The sequence below is a fragment of the Agarivorans sp. D1326 genome (assembly GCF_056958115.1).
Map to the genome: position 1 here is coordinate 95,267 of NZ_JBTWEN010000011.1, position 16,809 is coordinate 112,075.

The window sequence follows — 16,809 nt, forward strand, 5'->3', positions numbered from 1 at the left end:
TTTTAAGCTAATGAAAGAAGAAAACATGGATACATTAACAAAAGACATCACCGGAGAGTTTGTCTCTATTGATGGTGATAAATACTACCAAATCAAAAACGTCGATCAGATGGCCCCGTTTTTTATCAGTGTGGTTTCAGCCAGCGACCATTGGTTATTCATCTCTTCAACCGGTTGTTTATCGGCAGGGCGCATTCGCCCAGAGAACGCTTTGTTCCCTTACAAATCAGTAGATTATATTCATGAGAATGCTGAAAACACCGGCAGCAAAACTATTGTAAAAGTAACGAGCGAAGCAGGCATCCAACAGTGGGAACCCTTCAATCAACACCACGATAGCTTGTACCAATTGCGTCGCAATATTTATAAAAACGTTGCGGGAGACAAAATCATCTTTGAAGAGCTCAACTTTGATTTAGGTTTAAGCTTTAAGTACCAATGGAGCAGCAGCGAAAAGTTTGGTTTTGTTCGTCAAGCAACACTCACCAACACCACCCATAAAACACGTGAAATTGAGCTAGTGGATGGTATTCAAAACTTACTGCCGTCGAATACGCCGTTCTCGATTATGCAAGGCAGCAGCGCCCTGCTTGATGCCTACAAATGGAATGAGCGCGAAGCCAACTCTAGCCTAGCCACTTACAGCTTATACGCTAAATTGAGCGACCGCGCCGAGCCTGCAGAATCACTGTTAGCGACTAGCGTATTCTCGCTAGCAGAAAACTGCCAATCAATTCTGCTGTCTAGCCAGCAGCTAGCTGCATTTCGTCGTGGTAGCTCAGTAGAAGACGAACAACTAACACGTGGAGTAAGGGGCTCTTATTTCATTCATAAGAAGCTAACACTTGCCGCCGCTGCTCAGGATAGCTGGAGCATTGTCGCCGACGTTGACCAATCACACGCTCAGTTAGCAGAGTTGCAGCAGCAAATCAGCAAGCCGCAACAACTTGAGCAAGCGGTTATGGCATCGGTTGAACAAAACCACCAAGAGCTGCTTAAGCTAATGGCGGGCAGCGATGCTTACCAAAAAACCGCAGAAGATGAGACCAGCGTACACCACTACGCCAACGTTTTATTTAACAACATGCGCGGCGGCGTAGTTGTTGACCAATACTGGGTAGAAAGCGCTGATTTTGTGAAAACCCTTAAAAACGCCAATACCCAAGTTGCACTAGACCAAGCAAGCTTCTTAAATAGCTTGCCAGCTAAGATTAACTACGACGAGCTATTATCCTTAGCAGCTCAGCAAAATAGCCCGCAATTATTACGTTTGTGCCACGAGTATTTACCGCTTACTTTTGGTCGTCGCCACGGCGACCCGAGCCGCCCCTGGAACCATTTCGAGATAAAGCTAAAAGATAACCAAGGCAATCGTTTGTTGTCTTACCAAGGTAACTGGCGTGACATTTTCCAAAACTGGGAAGCACTAGGTGTAAGTTACCCAAGCTTTATTAAGAGCTTTATTGCCAAGTTTGTGAATGCCTCAACCATTGACGGCTACAACCCTTACCGCATCACTAAAGCTGGGGTAGATTGGGAGTTATTGGAATCTGACGATCCATGGAGCAACATTGGTTACTGGGGCGATCACCAAATCATCTATTTGCTTAAGTTTTTGGAGCAGTCAGACAAATACCAACCTGCTGAGCTAAAAGCCCTGCTAGATACAGAGATCTTTAGCTACGCCAATGTGCCTTACGAGATTTCTTCAGCAGAAGCCATTTTTGCCGACGCCAAAAACACCGTTGAATTTAACGAAAACAAACAAAAAATCATTGAAAGTCGCCAAAGCGTAATGGGTAGCGATGCTCGATTGTTACTAGACCAGAACCAAGAAGTCTACTTAGCAAACTTGGCTGAAAAACTATTAGTTCCACTGCTCGCTAAGCTAGGAAACTTAGTACTAGACGGCGGTATTTGGTTAAATACCCAACGCCCAGAATGGAACGATGCCAACAACGCGATTGTGGGTACTGGCTTGTCTATGGTAACCCTTTATTACATGCGTCGTTATGTTGCCTTTATGCAAAAACTATTTGCCGACAACAAGCAATACGCCATGTCTAAAGAGCTCGCGGAATGGTTAAGTACTAGCAGTAAAATTTTACAAGAGGCTAGCCAACTAGTAGCGGCTGCGCCAGTAAACGAAACTCAACGTAACAAGGTATTACGTGACTTGGCCAAGGCAGCAGCAGATTATCGCCAGTATGTATACCAACATGGCTTCTCAGGCAAAGTAACCGTAAGCGCTGAAGACATTCAAGCGTTGCTTGCTCCAAGCCTTGAGATTATGGACAAGAGCATTGCCAGCAACTACCGTAACGACGGTTTGTACAACGCTTACAACATCATTAACTATAAACAAGATGAAGTGGCTGTAGATTACCTCTACCCTATGCTAGAAGGTCAAGTCGCGGTATTGTCTGCCGGAGTACTCACGCCAGACGAAGCCGTTCACTTGCTTGATAAGCTATACAACAGCAGCATGTTCCGCGCCGACCAAAACACCTTTATGTTGTATCCCGATCGTGATTTAGCGGGCTTTGCCAACAAAAACCGCATTGTCGCGGCACGTGTTGCAGGTAACCCTGCTCTGCAAACCATGCTTGAGAAAAACGACCCACGTATTGTTGAGCAAGACAATCAAGGCCACTGTCATTTTAATGCAGATTTCGAAAATGCCGGTGCATTAGCCGCAGCCATCGCGGTTGCAAAAGCAGATTACCCAGAGATAGCCAACCAAGCTTGGCAAGACATTTTTGCCATTTATGAAGAAGTATTTAACCACCAAGCCTTTACAGGTCGCTCTGGCACCATGTTTGGCTATGAAGGCTTAGGTTCGATTTACTGGCATATGGTATCTAAGTTATTGTTAGCGGTGCAAGAGAACTACTTTGCCGCCTACAACCTTGACCCGCACTCCTTAGCGACTCAACAACTAGCTGAGTACTACTACAAAGTGCGAGCGGGCATTGGCTTTAACAAATCGCCAGAGGTGTATGGCGCCTTCCCAACCGACCCTTACTCACATACCCCTAAACAAGCCGGTGCACAGCAACCAGGCATGACTGGACAAGTGAAGGAAGAAATTCTAACCCGCTTTGGCGAGCTGGGTATTCTGGTAGAACAAGGTAAAATTAGTATCAAACCTTCACTACTTAAAAGCCGCGAGTTTTTAAGCGCTGCCGATGAATACCAATACATTGACCCACAAGGCAATACACAAACCCTAGCACTAGAAGCTAAGCAATTAGCCTTCACCTATTGCCAAGTACCGTTTGTTTACGCCAGCACAGAGCAAAGCCAAGGCCAAGGCCAGCTTGTGGTGAGCTATAAAAACGGTGAGCAGTGGTCGAGCGAGTCTTTAGAAATGAGCGAAGAACTCAGCAAACAAATCTTTGAACGCAGTGGCGAAGTAGCCAAGGTATTTGTATCGGTGCCTAGCCAAATGTTACTGAGTTAAAAAAGAGGAAAAGCAGTGAACAGCCACCTAGTAGAGGTGTCTGATTACAACGCGGCGGGATATGCTCCCGTCGTGGATTTTCAGACCTGGCGAGTCGCCATACTAAACTACATTGATGAGCTCGAAACCGAGCTCATCGACAACTTTCAGTGTCACTTAGAAACCGATGAAGTATTTGTTTTACTTGAAGGAAAGTGCATATTATTTTGCGCCGACACCCCCCAAGGAAAGCTCGGTAAGATTGTTGCAACCAACATGCAAGCCGGAAAAATTTACAACATCAAACAAGGGGTTTACCACACTCATACGCTAAGCCAAGATGGCAAAGTGCTGATTGTAGAAAACCAAGATACCAACGATAGAAACTCGCCCAAAATCGCAGTTTCGGGTGATATTCAGCAACAACTTAACCAACTAAAAGGCCAGCTTTGGGGCAGCTAAGCTCTTATTAATCACTTAGCAGTATGGCTAAGTGATTACTCCGCCTTATCACCTTTTAACTGCTTAACCGAATTACGAATGATTAACTCTGGCGCTAACTTCTCAGTGACTTCGTGGGCTCTGTCATTGATTAAGGCAAGCACGCCTTGAGCAGCTTCGTAACTAAGCTGTTCGATGGGGAAACTAACCGTAGTTAAACGAGGACGGATGTGCTGGCTGTAAGTATCGTTATCAAAGCCAACAATTGAAATGTCTTCACCAATGGTTAACTTAGCATCACTGCATACATTATAAACTGCTAATGCAATATTGTCGTTTTGACAAAAGATAGCGGTAAAGCCTTTATTGCGAGACATTAAACGCTGCACAGTTTCGTGATTACCTTCGTGATCAAAGCGGCCTTCAATCACTAAATTTGCATCATAGGCAATGCCCGCTTCGGCTAGGGCGTTGCGATAGCCCTGCAAGCGATCGCGGCTTTCCACTTTACTCATTTGCCCAGTGATGCAAGCAACCTTGGTATGGCCGCTATCGATTAAGTGCTTAGTCGCTAAATAGCCACCCAACTCATTATCGATCCAGATACAACGCCCTGCTAGCTCAGGAATATTGCGGTTTAAGATAATCGATGCAGGCGTATCTTCGGCAATCTTAATTAGTTCGTTGTCTGACAACTTGTCTGAGTGGATGATCAACCCATCAACCTTTTTCGAGGCCAAAAACTCAATCGAATCAACTTCTTTAGTTTTAGATTCTTGGCCACTGGTAACAATAAGGTGCAGACGTTCTTCACGAATAATGTTTTCAGTGTTGTGCATTAAGGGGCCAAAGTATGGACCATCTAAACTACCCACCAGCATGCCAATACTGTTTGAGCGATTAGACGCTAAAGCCTGGGCGAAAGTATTAGGTTTATAGCCGAGTTGTTCTATCGCATTAAACACTTTAACGCGATTTTTTTCCTTTACTGAAGAGTGACCGTTAATCGCTCTTGATACAGTAGCCTGAGACACTTTGGCCAGCTCAGACACTTCCTTTATTGTTATCAACTCATTAACCCTACTGTTCAATACCTGCTTTACTCATGCGCATAGCGCAATGCATGTTACTTTTTACTAAATATCGCCGCAGCTTGCTAGTAATATGAGCGGAAACGGCGATATAGCCAGCAAAGTAAACGCTAACAAAATAAACCTGCGCATATTTTGAACACATTATCACACACTCAACCAAGCCAAATGCTATCACCATACATGTTCACTCACTTCGTGTAGCTACACGTTTACTGAATAAGTCGACCGAAAGAAGGTTTTGCACTTACAGAACACCCAACAAAAAGAAAGCGCTTGCTAAAAAGTCGAACAAAAAAAGAACAGCCCGCACCACAAAGCCAACTAAGCAAGCAAAACCAACACTATGCCAAACTCGCCCAAAACCCCTTTAAACACTAGGTTTTGTGAAGCAATACGCAAATATGAATGACAATTAAGCAGATCCCAAACGACGATATTTAAAGCAATACACACAAATGCTATAAAGAAAGCGCTTACAAAATGATTTTAGCTTAGCAAGGAAGAATAATGATGATTAAGCCGAGTTCTGTTGGAAAACTCTCAGCACTAGCGCTAGCCACCACACTTACAGCTTGTGGTTCCACTTCGTCTTCTTCAGACGGAAGTAGTGGCTTGGTTCAAACTAAACCAGCCAAACAAATTACTGGCGAGCCGGTTACTCCAAGTGACAAATGGAAACTAATTTGGAGCGACGAGTTTGAGGGTGATGAAATTGATACCCGCAAATGGGGCTTTGAAGAAAACTGTTGGGGTGGCGGCAACAACGAACAGCAGTGTTACACCAACCGCAAAGTAAATGCCTTTGTTGAAGACGGCAAACTTAACATTGTTGCCAAGAAAGGAAACTTCACCGGCCCTGACAATCCCGACGGTAAAAAAGGCTTAAACAAAACCCTTCCATTTACTTCTGCCCGTTTACGCACCCTAAACAAGAAAGAATGGAAATACGGTCGCTTTGAGATCCGCGCTAAGTTGCCATCGGGTCAAGGGACTTGGCCAGCTATTTGGATGCTACCGTCTGACTGGGTATATGGCGGCTGGGCTGCATCGGGTGAAATTGACATCATGGAAGCAGTAAACCTAAAAGCTAAATCTGATGAAACGGGCGCTATTGGCGAGCCTGAATCACGCATTCACGGCACCCTACACTTTGGTAAAAAATGGCCCGATAACGCCCACGTAGGCCAAGGTGTAAAATTGCCGAATGGTGCTAACCCAGCAGATGATTACCATACCTATGCTATTGAGTGGGAAGAAGGTGAAATTCGCTGGTACGTTGATAACTACCACTACGCAACACAAACTCACGAGGGCTGGTATAGCCAATATGAGAAAGATGGCATGCTGGTTAATGCAGAATCAGAAGCGCCGTTTAACCAAAAATTCCACTTACTGCTTAACCTTGCGGTAGGTGGTAACTGGGCAGCCAAGGCCAATGAAGGCGGCATTGATGAGTCAATCTTTCCACAGACCTTCTCGATTGATTCAGTAAAAGTATATCGCTGTACAGTAGACCGCTGGAAAGGCAAAGGTTGTGCTGCAAAATCTGACAATGCAGTGTTAGTTGCTGGCGTAAAACCACCAGCTATTTTGGCAGTAGATGATGCCTATGCAGATGGTCCACTATTAGACATTTACAGTGATAGTCTAAACAAGTCTCTAGCGTTTGAAAGCTACAACCCGGTAGACACAGTTAAGTATTCGGAAGTTGACGAAGCAAGTCGCGGTAAAGTGATTAAAGTGAGTAAGAGCAATGGGGCCGGCAATATTTACTTTAGAGCACCTCTTACCGATTTAAGCCACTGGCTAGAAAGCGGCCAACTCATCTTTGATATTAAAGTTGAAGAGCAAGCTAGCAACGCCAAACTACTGGTGAAACTCGATAGCGGTTGGCCCCACACCAGTGATGTTGAAGTACCATTACCAGCGTCCGGTGAATGGAAGGAAGTTCGCTTAAATATTAAAGATATTCTCGCTGGCGGAAATAGCCATGCAGCAGGTAAGAAAGCTGACATTGCTGCAATCAGCAATCTATTGGTATTTGAACCAAGCGACAAAATGACCTTCAAATTAGATAACATTCGATTTGAAAAAAAATAGCCATGTAAACTGGCACAAAAAAGGGGGGAGAAGCTTAGGCTTCTCCCCCCTTTTTACTTAATAGCACTCAAGCAATGTTAGCTGCCTACCTTCAGTTGGTCCCAGTAGAAAACTTGTTCTCCAGCTTCTGCTCCGCGTACACCGTAGTTAAAAAATAAAGTCACTTTGTTGTAGCGAGTATCACTCTGCCAACTTGGCGTGGCTTGGCTAAAGTCAAATATTAGCTGCTCCCACTGCCCTTGGCTTTGAGTAAGCACTTCAACTTCGGCAAAACTATCTGGCTGCTTACTGTCGGTTATCTTTAACCTTACTGGGGTTGCCACAGCAGGAGAGTACACCCACAAGCTCATGGTTGGCTTAAGCTCATCTAATTGGATAGCCTGGCTAAAACCGGCTCCCTCTCCTAAGCTGGTTCCCGCCCAACCAGCCGCATTGGCTGATTTACGAGTAAGCGCCACTCGGCTACGTTGCTTGCTAGGATCTTGGATTAGTTGACTATTATTGCCGCCGAAATCTGAGAAGTAGTAAGCCAAGCCACGTTGGCCAAAGTTAAAGGGCAAACTTGCTTCAGGGTACTCAAAGCGTAGTTTGTCAACTTGCAGATCCATACTGGCTGTTGGCTCGATAACAAACAGATTAACCACTTTGGTCAAATCTACCGACTTGCCAGACACTAAGCTGTTTCCACCAGCGGCTAGATCTGCCACGTTTATCCTCACTTCAGTCCACGTATCTAGCGCTGGTAACTCTACTTCATAATCGCTAGCATTAGGCCAGCCGCTATCCATTTTCACCAACAATTTAGCGCCTTTAGCATGACTAAGTAGCTTTAAATCAAAGATGAGTTGTCCACCCTCCTGCCAATGGTTCATGTTGGTTTCAGGTGCGGTCAAATGCACATTACCGGCTTTGCCGGCTTTACTAATCTCAATCACCTGCCCGCGGTAAGGATCCGCAGTTAGTCGATAGCGCATCGCATTTCTTGGGTCATAACTGTTCAACATTAAGCTGTAGTCCAGTTCATCATCAAATAAGCTAAATCGAGGCCCTTCTGCAAATTGCGTATCCACAGCTACTGTAATCGGAGGCCTAAAGCCTTCAACTAGGTTTGCTTCTTGCGGTACGCTATTGCAACCTTTGCCACTACTTCGCTCCACAGTGCACTGATATACCCGCACAAAGTCCACTTCTAATGCCTGCGGAAAAATATCACCATCTACGCCTGTGGCATTAGCGTTTTCAGCCCAAGAGCCGCCAACATCGAGGTTCAAGCCTAAGTAAAATGCTTGGTCAAAAGGAGCAGCTCCTTCGGCGGTAACCAAGTGACCATTGTTGCGGTATTGGCTATACCACTCATCTTGTCGCTGAGTTGCATAGTGCACATTATCAATAAACCAGCGGATCTCTCCTTCTTCCCATTCCACTGTGTATGTGTGAAAACCATCAGCCGGGTTAATGCCATTAGGCAACTGATAGTCTTTTCCAGAACGTAAATTTTCAGGCACCGCTCGTCCATAATGCAAACTGCCATACAAACGGTCCTCTAAAGCAGAGCTATCAACTCCCTTAGCATCGCTAGGCGTTTTTAAGTTTACTGCCTCTACAATACCAATCTCGCCAGATGCGGGCCATTGCCCGTACTTTTCTTCAGAGGGTAACATCCAGATAGCAGGCCAGGTACCTTGTCCTTGAGGCAGTTTTGCGCGCACTTCAACTCGGCCATAACGCCAATCGACCTTACCTTTAGTGCTCAGCTTTGCCGAGGTATAAGCTTGTGTTTTTGTAATTCGTTTATCACCACTGGGTAAGCGAGGCCCAGTAAAACTGCCCTTTTTTGCCAGCAGTTTTAGGCTACCGTCAGACACCTGTATATTGGCTTTTCGTTTGGTATAACATTGCTGGCTAGCGCCTCCACCACCCCAGCAATGTTCTTCTACATTCCATTTACGCTGGTCAATCTCATCAGAATCAAACTCATCATTCCATACCAATTGCCAATAGGCTGCCGGGCTGCCTATTGGCTGTGGTAAAGCCTCTGCCGATTGCTTAGCTTGCTCTGTAGAGCCACAGGCAAGCAACAACAACGGCACAGGAAGCGCCGCTACCTTACAACAAAACTTAACATTCATTTTGTCATCCTTGTCTTGTTAATTTTGAAAGCGCTTTCTTTATAACATTGTTGATATCGGCTTAAAACCATACAATCAACACTAGCCTAACCTCTCTGCATATATGCGAACAAACTCACACTTAACAACAACTTAAACAAAATACCGCCTTCCTAAAATAGAACAAACAAGAAAGAAGGAACTAACAATTTAGGCGAGGAAAATAGAAAGCGCTTACTAAAATAAGTAAATATTGCTTTAGTAACAGTGAGTAAATTGCAGGTGTATCGGTATATTCCTACTCGTTGTTGACTGACAACTATCAGAACGCACTGGCGTAGAGGATAAATAGAATATTGAAAAATCAATTACTTGCTTAAGTACAAAACGCCCGAATTACATCGAGCGTTTTAGTCAATCAAGTGCCAATTAGTATCCGGATGCATCTCAGCGATAAAGCTCACTAACCTAACAAGTGACTATGCTTTTAACACAAAAGTGCTGATCGAGTTATTCGCTAAAGACAGCTCCGCACCTAAGCCATCCACCACCAAAGTAAGCTTGGCCACATGCCCTTCATTTTGTACTACGACGACTCGATCTCCATTGCCATTTTCAAAACTCACCGCATGCAAATTTTCGCCGATCACTTGAGTTTTAATTCGCCTAGCGCCAATCTCAACATAGCGAGATAAATGGCCAATGTAGTAGTATGAGTTGTTATAAATCAGTAACTTAGCCTGGCGGTTATACATAATGGGAGCCTCGCAGAAGTTCTCTACGTGATTTGGACCACCCTGTTCATTTAACAACAAATTCCAGTCAATCCAACCTTCAGAATAATTATTAAAATCTCCAATTATGTTTCTGCCATAACGCTCACCATTACCCCAAGCGCCTAAGTAGCCACTTTTGTCATTCTTATCTACTGAGGTATCGGTTAGCTCCACACAACCTTCGGTAAAGATAATATGAGTATCTGGGTAAAGGTGATGCACCATAGAAAGGTTTTCGAAATCTTCACTCACATACCAATGATTGCCCACGCCCCATACATATTTAGCGGCCTCTGGGTCACTTAATACAATGGCTGTTCGCTGAACCATAACATCACGATTATGATCCCAAATGACAATCGCTTTATCTTGGTAGCCTGCAGCATGCATAGTTGGGCCTAGGTAATCTTTTATAAAATCGCGCTCTTCCTCTGCGGTATAAAAACATGAGTCCCAGATTTGGTCGGCTTCTGGCTCATTTTGAATACTAATGCCCCAAATAGGTACGCCACGCAGCTCCATTTGCTCGATGAATTTGGTGTAATAATTCGCCCAAGACTGCTGATATTCGGCCAACAGTTTTCCTCCGTAATTCATTTCACCATTAGATTTCATAAATGCCGGCGGACTCCAAGGCGATGCCAACATAGTGATCGGCTCACCAGCCTGTTCAGCCGCCCTCTTAATCATGGGAATAACCCATTGCTCTTCGTGAGAAATATCAAAGCTATTAAGCTCACTATCCCCTTCTTCGATATAGGTATAGTTGCCTAAGGCAAAGTCGCAGGAATGAATAGCCACTCGCCCTAATACGTAACCCAAGCCCTGTTCTTTATCAAAATAGGCCTTAATAAATTCCTCTTGTAAGGCTTCTGGCATCTCGTGAAAAATACTAGCAGCGGCTTCAGTAAACGCGCCACCGAAGCCGATATGGCTTTGAAATTTTTCTTCCGAGTTAACCGCAATCATCGATTGCTGCACTTTATAAAGAGGCTTAAATTGCACTGCCGCTTTTTCTGCCCATCGCTCACCGGTGCGCTCAAGTGTTCTATAATGTGTTGCTTTCATTTACTCACTCAACTTTGTTTATCTAAATTGTGCACAGGTTACAATGAAAGCGCTTTCTTTTTCAATCTACCTAAATCACAAAATAAGAAAACCAAAAAGAAAGAAAAATCACCCAAAAATCCATCTAAATTAAGGAATAAATAGAGAATTCATGAGTATGTTTTTATATTACCCCCTGTATTTTGGTTACAAAAAAAGGAAGCGCTTACAAAATGTAATGTGTAAATGCTGCTCTGTTTAAACAATAACACTAGGCCTTATCACATAAGGGGTTACATAAAATCAAGAATTTTGCTGGATATTGAAAGATGCCGTTGGACGACGAATGAAAGATTTTCTTTATTTTTTGGAACTATAAGGCGTTATGGGATGTTAAGAGAAAGGAAATTGGCAGGGGCGGAGAGATTCGAACTCCCAACATTCGGATTTGGAATCCGACGTTCTGCCATTGGAACTACGCCCCTGCAACGGAAGCGAATTATACATAAGCCAGTTTAAAGGTAAAGAGTTTATCGTGTGCTTTTGTTCAAGCGCACAAAGAACCAACAATTTGCAGATAAAACCCGCTAAAGTGTCGAAAATTCAAACAAAAATGAGCTTGTTTATTTTTTAACTCACGCACAGTTCTTTTTTTAGCATGTTGCAAAGTTGTTAAACCAAGGGCAGCATCAAAGTGGACAGACCTGTTAAGGATAACAAGAGCCTAATTATGCTAAACCCAGTTGAGATATTTGCCAGTATCTTTAAGCCTAGAACAAAGGTTAAAGACGAACACCTACAAGCGGTAAAAACCTTGCTGTTTTACTTATTTTTTGGCTTATTAGTGGGAATATATAGCGCATTTAAATGGCAAAAATATGCCCATAGCGATCTTATAATTAGTTCCTTAGCTTTAATCGCTAGCACCCTACTCGCCAGCACTATGTTACGCGCTGGTTGGCACTACCTTGTAGTAGCCAATATAGCCTTAGCCGGCATGGCGCTGCATGCCATGAACATTGTTTATCAATCTGGGGGCTTATTGCACTCGCCGCATATCTTTTGGCTGCCTACCCTGTCCTTATTAAGCTATTTAGTAAGTAATCGTTTTTGGGGAAACCTTTGGACCGGTGTTTTATTTAGCATTGGCTTGGTAATGTTATGGGCCGACTACACGGGGATGCAGTTCCCGCAAATGCAATTACCTGCGCGTGCAATGACCATTGAGTTATTCTCTGGTTTCTTACTGCCTTTAATATTGTTATGGCTAGGGCAAAACTATGCGCTAGGGCTGCGCGACCAAGCTTTTGAGCAAGCGAAGCAAGCGCAATTAAGTAATCAAGATATGATGCAGGCTTCAGAGCAATCCAAACTACAACTTCAACAGGTGGTTGAACACGCTAGTGATAGCTCTACACAATTGGTTAGCTCTGCCAGCGATATGTCGAACACCGTACAACAAATGAACAATAAAGCAGCTCAAATTGCCCAAAGCTCCGCCCACCAGCATCAATCTATTTCTCAAATTAATCAAAATTTGGCGCACATGGAACAGGTGTTAGCGCAAGCTAATCACTCAACGTCGCAGCTATTATCGCTCTCGCAACAAGCTTCTGGCAATGCAGAACAAAGCGCTCTGGCCATTAATCAAACCGAACAGTCGATGCAAAAAATTCTTAGTAGTAACCAGCAAATAAACAGCGTCACCGACTTGATTAGCGACATTGCAAATAAAACTAACCTGTTAGCTTTAAACGCTGCTATTGAGGCTGCTAGAGCCGGTGAGCATGGCAGAGGGTTTTCTGTGGTGGCTGACCAAGTTCGCGAGCTTAGCCAGCGTAGTAGCCAGTCGACCCAACAAATTCGAGGTTTGTTGGAAACCTGCTCTGCCGACGTTCAGCAAGGTTATAAGGTGGTTGAACAAAGCGGTGAAATTCTGCATAGCATCATTGGCTTGGTGCAGGATATTTCTGATGGAGTGGCGCAGATGGCTGCGGTAATGCAGCAACAAGCAGAAACCGTAGCAGAAGTAATTAATGCCAGCTCAGAGGTATCGAGCTTTAGTCAGCATAATTCACAGAGCAGTTCGGCATTATTAGACAATACCGAACAACTTACCGACATTGCCACTCAATTAGAGGGCATGGCTGAGCAGCTTCATCAAACCGTTGCTCGTAGCGAGCTTTGACACTCTATAAAAAACTCATACTAACAATAACTAAGTATGAGTTTTTGGTTTGATTGAATGCTGCTCTGGGGCGTTAAGCAGAAGGCTGAGCCGACATTTTGGCTTTTAAAAAGTCACTATGGCTAAGGTAGATTAGATCAGACACTTGGCGAATAAGTGCCTCTTCTTGTGGATCGATAACGCCGTCTGCGTAGGCCACCTTCCAAAGTGCTTCGGTAAACTGGTAACGCAATTGGTAGTCCAACTCTTTAACATGACGGGTGAAGTCAAATACCGAGATGGCTTGATTAGCTTGAGTTTGCGCCTGCAAAAATAAATTCTCAGCTTCTTTGTCATCTAGCTCAAAAAGCCGCTTTATTTTACGCAGTATCACCGCATTTTCGGCATTACTTTGTTGGTTATCGCTCTGGCTTAATTGCACTAGTAGGGTGGTTGCTGCGAGTTCTACATTGGGTAACTCACCCTCACTGCTAGTCTCTAGCGTGGCCTGTAAGAACTCTTTAAGGGCTTTAAGCATGCGCCTTCCTCTTTACACTCTTGAAGAAAAGCAGAATAAACTAGCCCAAGCAAAATGCCAAATAACCAACAAGCAAGCGTTAGAAATGAAAAAGCCCCGTCATAAGACGAGGCTTTAAAAGGATGGTGCCGATTGCCGGAGTCGAACTGGCGACCTACTGATTACAAGTCAGTTGCTCTACCAACTGAGCTAAATCGGCACACTGTTGGTACTGCTGATACGCTGTATCGAGCGAGCGCTATTAAACGGATTTTCACAGTGCTTGTCAACGGCCAGAGTGAAAAAATTTTTAATCCGCGCACAACTGCCAATTTAATAACCAATTAAGCTACTTTTTCAGCACTTAGTACTTGAGGCTCAGCAAGGTTAATCGATTCAAGTTCTACTGTCGTTTTCAAACGATCATCCCAGCGGCGTAATTGCAGCTGACCATCCATGGTTTCACACAATAAGGTGCAGTTTTCAATCCAATCACCATCGTTAGCATATACAACGCCCTGTTGCTCACTTAGCTCAGGGTGATGAATGTGCCCACATATCACCACATCTACTCCTTGGCGCACAGCCTCATTCACCACTGCTTGGCGATAGCGAGCGATAGCCTCGGTGGCTTTGGCAATTTTAGACTTGATATACCCCGCCAACGACCAATAGGGATAACCCAGCGCATGGCGAATTTTGCTCGAAGAGCGGTTTAGAAATAGTAAGAAGTCATAAAGGTGATCGCCCAACTTGGCGTAAAAACGGCCAAAACAGACTTCTTCGTCGAACTGATCACCATGCACCATCAAAATTTGTTTACCGGTAATGCTGGTATAGCGGTACTGTTTGCTCACTTTCACATCGGCGAGATCCATGCCGTAATAAGCCTTAAACAGTTGATCATGATTGCCGGGAATGTACACCAGCTCACAACCGGATTTAGCCAAACTCATCAAGTATTGCAGTACTTGGTTGTGAGACTCTGGCCAATATACCCGGCGCTTTAACGCCCATACATCAACAATGTCTCCCACCAAAAAAATTCGCTTGGCTTTAGTTTGTTGTAGTAGCTGCAGTAGCATTTCTGCCTTGCAATCTTTACAACCCAGGTGAATATCTGAGAGCCATAGGCTTTGATAGATCTGTTTTGTTGTCATTACTTACGCCACATCATCCCTGTTATGGCTAATCTAAAAGGCATATTTGACCAAAAAGTGACGCTTTGATGTCAAGACCATGACAGAATTATCATTGCTAAGCTAAGAGGCTTTGTTTAGTGTACTAAACTCAATTAGGCTAGTGAGAGTACTTAGGATTTAGTAGCGCTTAATCTAGTTAATTGGAATGCATAACCATCACGGAGTAGATAGTGAGATCGAATTCCCCACAACGCCCATTATCAATTGCCACCATTGGCGGCGGAAGCGGTCACTTTGTATTGTTATCGGCTCTTAGAGATGCAGATCACCTAGCGATTAGCGCCATTGTATCGATGACCGACAGTGGCGGAAGCACCGGCCGCCTGCGTGATGAACTAGGCATTTTGCCACCTGGGGATATTCTTAAATGTGTATTAGCCCTCTCTCCCTATCGAGAATTAGCCCGTAAGCTTTTGTTAAAACGATTTACCAAAGGCAAGCGTTTGTCTGGTCATAGTGCCGGTAACATGCTGCTTACCATGCTCTCGCAATACAGCGGTTCTTTTTCGGAGGGTATTCAAGGCTTAGCGCAAATGCTTGACGTTGAAGGTGAGATTTTGCCGGTCACCATTGATAAGTCCACCTTAGTGGCGGAACTTACCAGCGGTGAACGTATTTTTGGTGAGAGTGCCATCGATTTGCCTCGCGGCGATCAACGAGAAAAAATAGCCAATGTATTTTTAGTTCCTCATCACGCTGAACAAGTGCGAGTTTATCCACCAGTGATTGAGCGCATCAACACCGTTGAGGCGATTGTATTAGGCCCTGGCGATCTATTTACCAGCATTATTCCTAATTTATTAGTACCGGGCGTTAAAGAAGCGATAAAAAGCAGCAAAGCTAAGCTTGTGTATGTAAGCAATATTATGACTAAGTTTGGTGAGACCGACGGTTATAATCTAGAGCATTTTATTTCGGATTTAGAGCACTACTTAGGTCGCCCTCTAGATGCTGTTGTGGTGAATAACCATATACCCAGTGACGAAATGATAGCTAACTACAACCTGGAGCGCGCGCAAGTAGTAGCGGTTGATGATCTAGAAGCTATTGGTAACAAATATCAGCTGATTTATGCCGACTTAATTGATGAAGACAGCGACATAGTGCGCCACGATTCAGAGAAACTTGCCAACGCCTTGCTGCCCTACCTTAGTAGTTTAGACAGCCAAACCTTGTCGCTGGTAAAGGCTAGCGGAACTGAGGGTTAATATTGGCTCCGCCCGCTAAGGCTGAGTCAGGCATTCTGCGCATCAAATCATCCAGCTGAGTAAATACCGGACGTAATGACGGGTCGTATTTATCCTGCCAACGCCACTGCCATTCATTGTCACCTTGGGTCCAACGTATCAGCTTTTCTGAACGGTGCTCTCCCGAGTATGGCGAAGCCAGTTGCTTAGGTACTTGCTGCAGTAGCGCATAAATATCTGAGCAAACCAACATCGACAGCTGTTGCACCGCTTCACTAGCATTGTCCTGTTTATGGTAGGTTTGACGAATAGAATAATGCAGATTCTCACAATCTACATTCACGGTTGTCATTCCATCAGGGCGATGGAACATGAAGCTTAGCTGATAAGAAGGAGCAGCTTTATCAAACAACGCTACCCAAGTGGTTGCGCCGCTTACTAGAACAATAACTGCGCCTAGTACAATACTTCCCCAATAGCGTGACTTTTTCGCCATAGCTTGCTCGCTCATTCCATGTGCCTATGGTTTATCAACAAAACGCAAAAACGCTTTATTTTGCCACCAATCTTTCTTTTCTCACTTTAAAGGTAGGGCAGATTTAATCGCTTGCAAAGCTCTTTTTTGATAAATAAATCAATTTAAAGAAGAATGTCCTTGTGGATAAAATTGATTAGTTCAGTGAAAAGAGTTGCTTAGTAAAAAGCACCAGTTTGGGGCTAGAATATTT

At 44.2% G+C, this 16,809-nt stretch carries 11 protein-coding genes and 2 tRNA genes; 5 read left to right on the forward strand and 8 right to left on the reverse strand.

Annotated elements, in window-relative coordinates; translation table 11 throughout:
- The first annotated feature begins 25 nt into the window (after positions 1 to 25).
- Both ACYFDN_RS18505 and ACYFDN_RS18510 read left to right on the forward strand, forming a co-directional pair.
- On the forward strand, positions 26 to 3,463 hold the full coding sequence (locus tag ACYFDN_RS18505; protein WP_483512285.1) for a hypothetical protein: 3,438 nt from the start codon (positions 26 to 28) through the stop codon (positions 3,461 to 3,463).
- A gap of 15 nt (positions 3,464 to 3,478) precedes the next feature.
- The gene (locus ACYFDN_RS18510) at positions 3,479 to 3,904 is read left to right on the forward strand and encodes a hypothetical protein (protein ID WP_483512287.1); all 426 of its coding nucleotides are present in this window, start codon (positions 3,479 to 3,481) and stop codon (positions 3,902 to 3,904) included.
- A gap of 35 nt (positions 3,905 to 3,939) precedes the next feature.
- Here ACYFDN_RS18510 and ACYFDN_RS18515 read toward each other — a convergent pair whose 3' ends face one another.
- Positions 3,940 to 4,953 carry a LacI family DNA-binding transcriptional regulator gene (locus tag ACYFDN_RS18515; protein WP_472589166.1) on the reverse strand — a complete coding sequence of 338 codons (1,014 nt, stop codon included), beginning with the start codon at positions 4,951 to 4,953 and terminating at the stop codon, positions 3,940 to 3,942.
- A 531-nt stretch (positions 4,954 to 5,484) separates the two neighbouring features.
- On the opposite strand from ACYFDN_RS18515, the gene ACYFDN_RS18520 reads away from it, so the two are divergent.
- A complete protein-coding gene (locus ACYFDN_RS18520) occupies positions 5,485 to 7,077 on the forward strand; it encodes a glycoside hydrolase family 16 protein (RefSeq protein ID WP_227981514.1) in 1,593 nt (530 codons plus the stop codon).
- A gap of 77 nt (positions 7,078 to 7,154) precedes the next feature.
- Here the strand turns inward: ACYFDN_RS18520 and ACYFDN_RS18525 are convergent, their stop codons facing one another.
- From ACYFDN_RS18525 to ACYFDN_RS18535, 3 genes are all read right to left on the reverse strand, one after another.
- On the reverse strand, positions 7,155 to 9,206 hold the full coding sequence (locus ACYFDN_RS18525) for a glycoside hydrolase family 16 protein (RefSeq protein WP_483512288.1): 2,052 nt from the start codon (positions 9,204 to 9,206) through the stop codon (positions 7,155 to 7,157).
- 458 nt (positions 9,207 to 9,664) lie between these two features.
- Positions 9,665 to 11,029: a glycoside hydrolase family 30 protein gene (locus ACYFDN_RS18530; RefSeq protein ID WP_483512289.1), complete on the reverse strand. Its 1,365-nt coding sequence runs from the start codon at positions 11,027 to 11,029 to the stop codon at positions 9,665 to 9,667.
- 388 nt (positions 11,030 to 11,417) lie between these two features.
- Positions 11,418 to 11,493: transfer RNA gene (locus ACYFDN_RS18535), tRNA-Trp, on the reverse strand.
- 245 nt (positions 11,494 to 11,738) lie between these two features.
- Here ACYFDN_RS18535 and ACYFDN_RS18540 point away from each other — a divergent pair.
- The gene (locus ACYFDN_RS18540) at positions 11,739 to 13,196 is read left to right on the forward strand and encodes a methyl-accepting chemotaxis protein (protein WP_483512290.1); all 1,458 of its coding nucleotides are present in this window, start codon (positions 11,739 to 11,741) and stop codon (positions 13,194 to 13,196) included.
- 73 nt (positions 13,197 to 13,269) lie between these two features.
- Here ACYFDN_RS18540 and ACYFDN_RS18545 read toward each other — a convergent pair whose 3' ends face one another.
- From ACYFDN_RS18545 to ACYFDN_RS18555, 3 genes are all read right to left on the reverse strand, one after another.
- Positions 13,270 to 13,713: a tellurite resistance TerB family protein gene (locus ACYFDN_RS18545; protein WP_016403902.1), complete on the reverse strand. Its 444-nt coding sequence runs from the start codon at positions 13,711 to 13,713 to the stop codon at positions 13,270 to 13,272.
- Between the two features lie 123 nt (positions 13,714 to 13,836).
- A tRNA-Thr gene (locus ACYFDN_RS18550) sits at positions 13,837 to 13,912 on the reverse strand.
- A 124-nt stretch (positions 13,913 to 14,036) separates the two neighbouring features.
- Entirely contained in the window at positions 14,037 to 14,852 is an 816-nt protein-coding gene (locus ACYFDN_RS18555; RefSeq protein ID WP_483512291.1) for a UDP-2,3-diacylglucosamine diphosphatase, read from the reverse strand.
- A 212-nt stretch (positions 14,853 to 15,064) separates the two neighbouring features.
- On the opposite strand from ACYFDN_RS18555, the gene ACYFDN_RS18560 reads away from it, so the two are divergent.
- Positions 15,065 to 16,102, forward strand: coding sequence for a gluconeogenesis factor YvcK family protein (locus tag ACYFDN_RS18560; protein ID WP_016403900.1), 1,038 nt, complete (start codon positions 15,065 to 15,067; stop codon positions 16,100 to 16,102).
- On the opposite strand, the gene ACYFDN_RS18565 is transcribed toward ACYFDN_RS18560, so the two are convergent.
- Positions 16,083 to 16,592, reverse strand: coding sequence for a hypothetical protein (locus ACYFDN_RS18565; protein WP_016403899.1), 510 nt, complete (start codon positions 16,590 to 16,592; stop codon positions 16,083 to 16,085). The two genes, ACYFDN_RS18560 and ACYFDN_RS18565, sit on opposite strands and share 20 nt — an antisense overlap.
- Between the last annotated feature and the right edge of the window lie 217 nt (positions 16,593 to 16,809).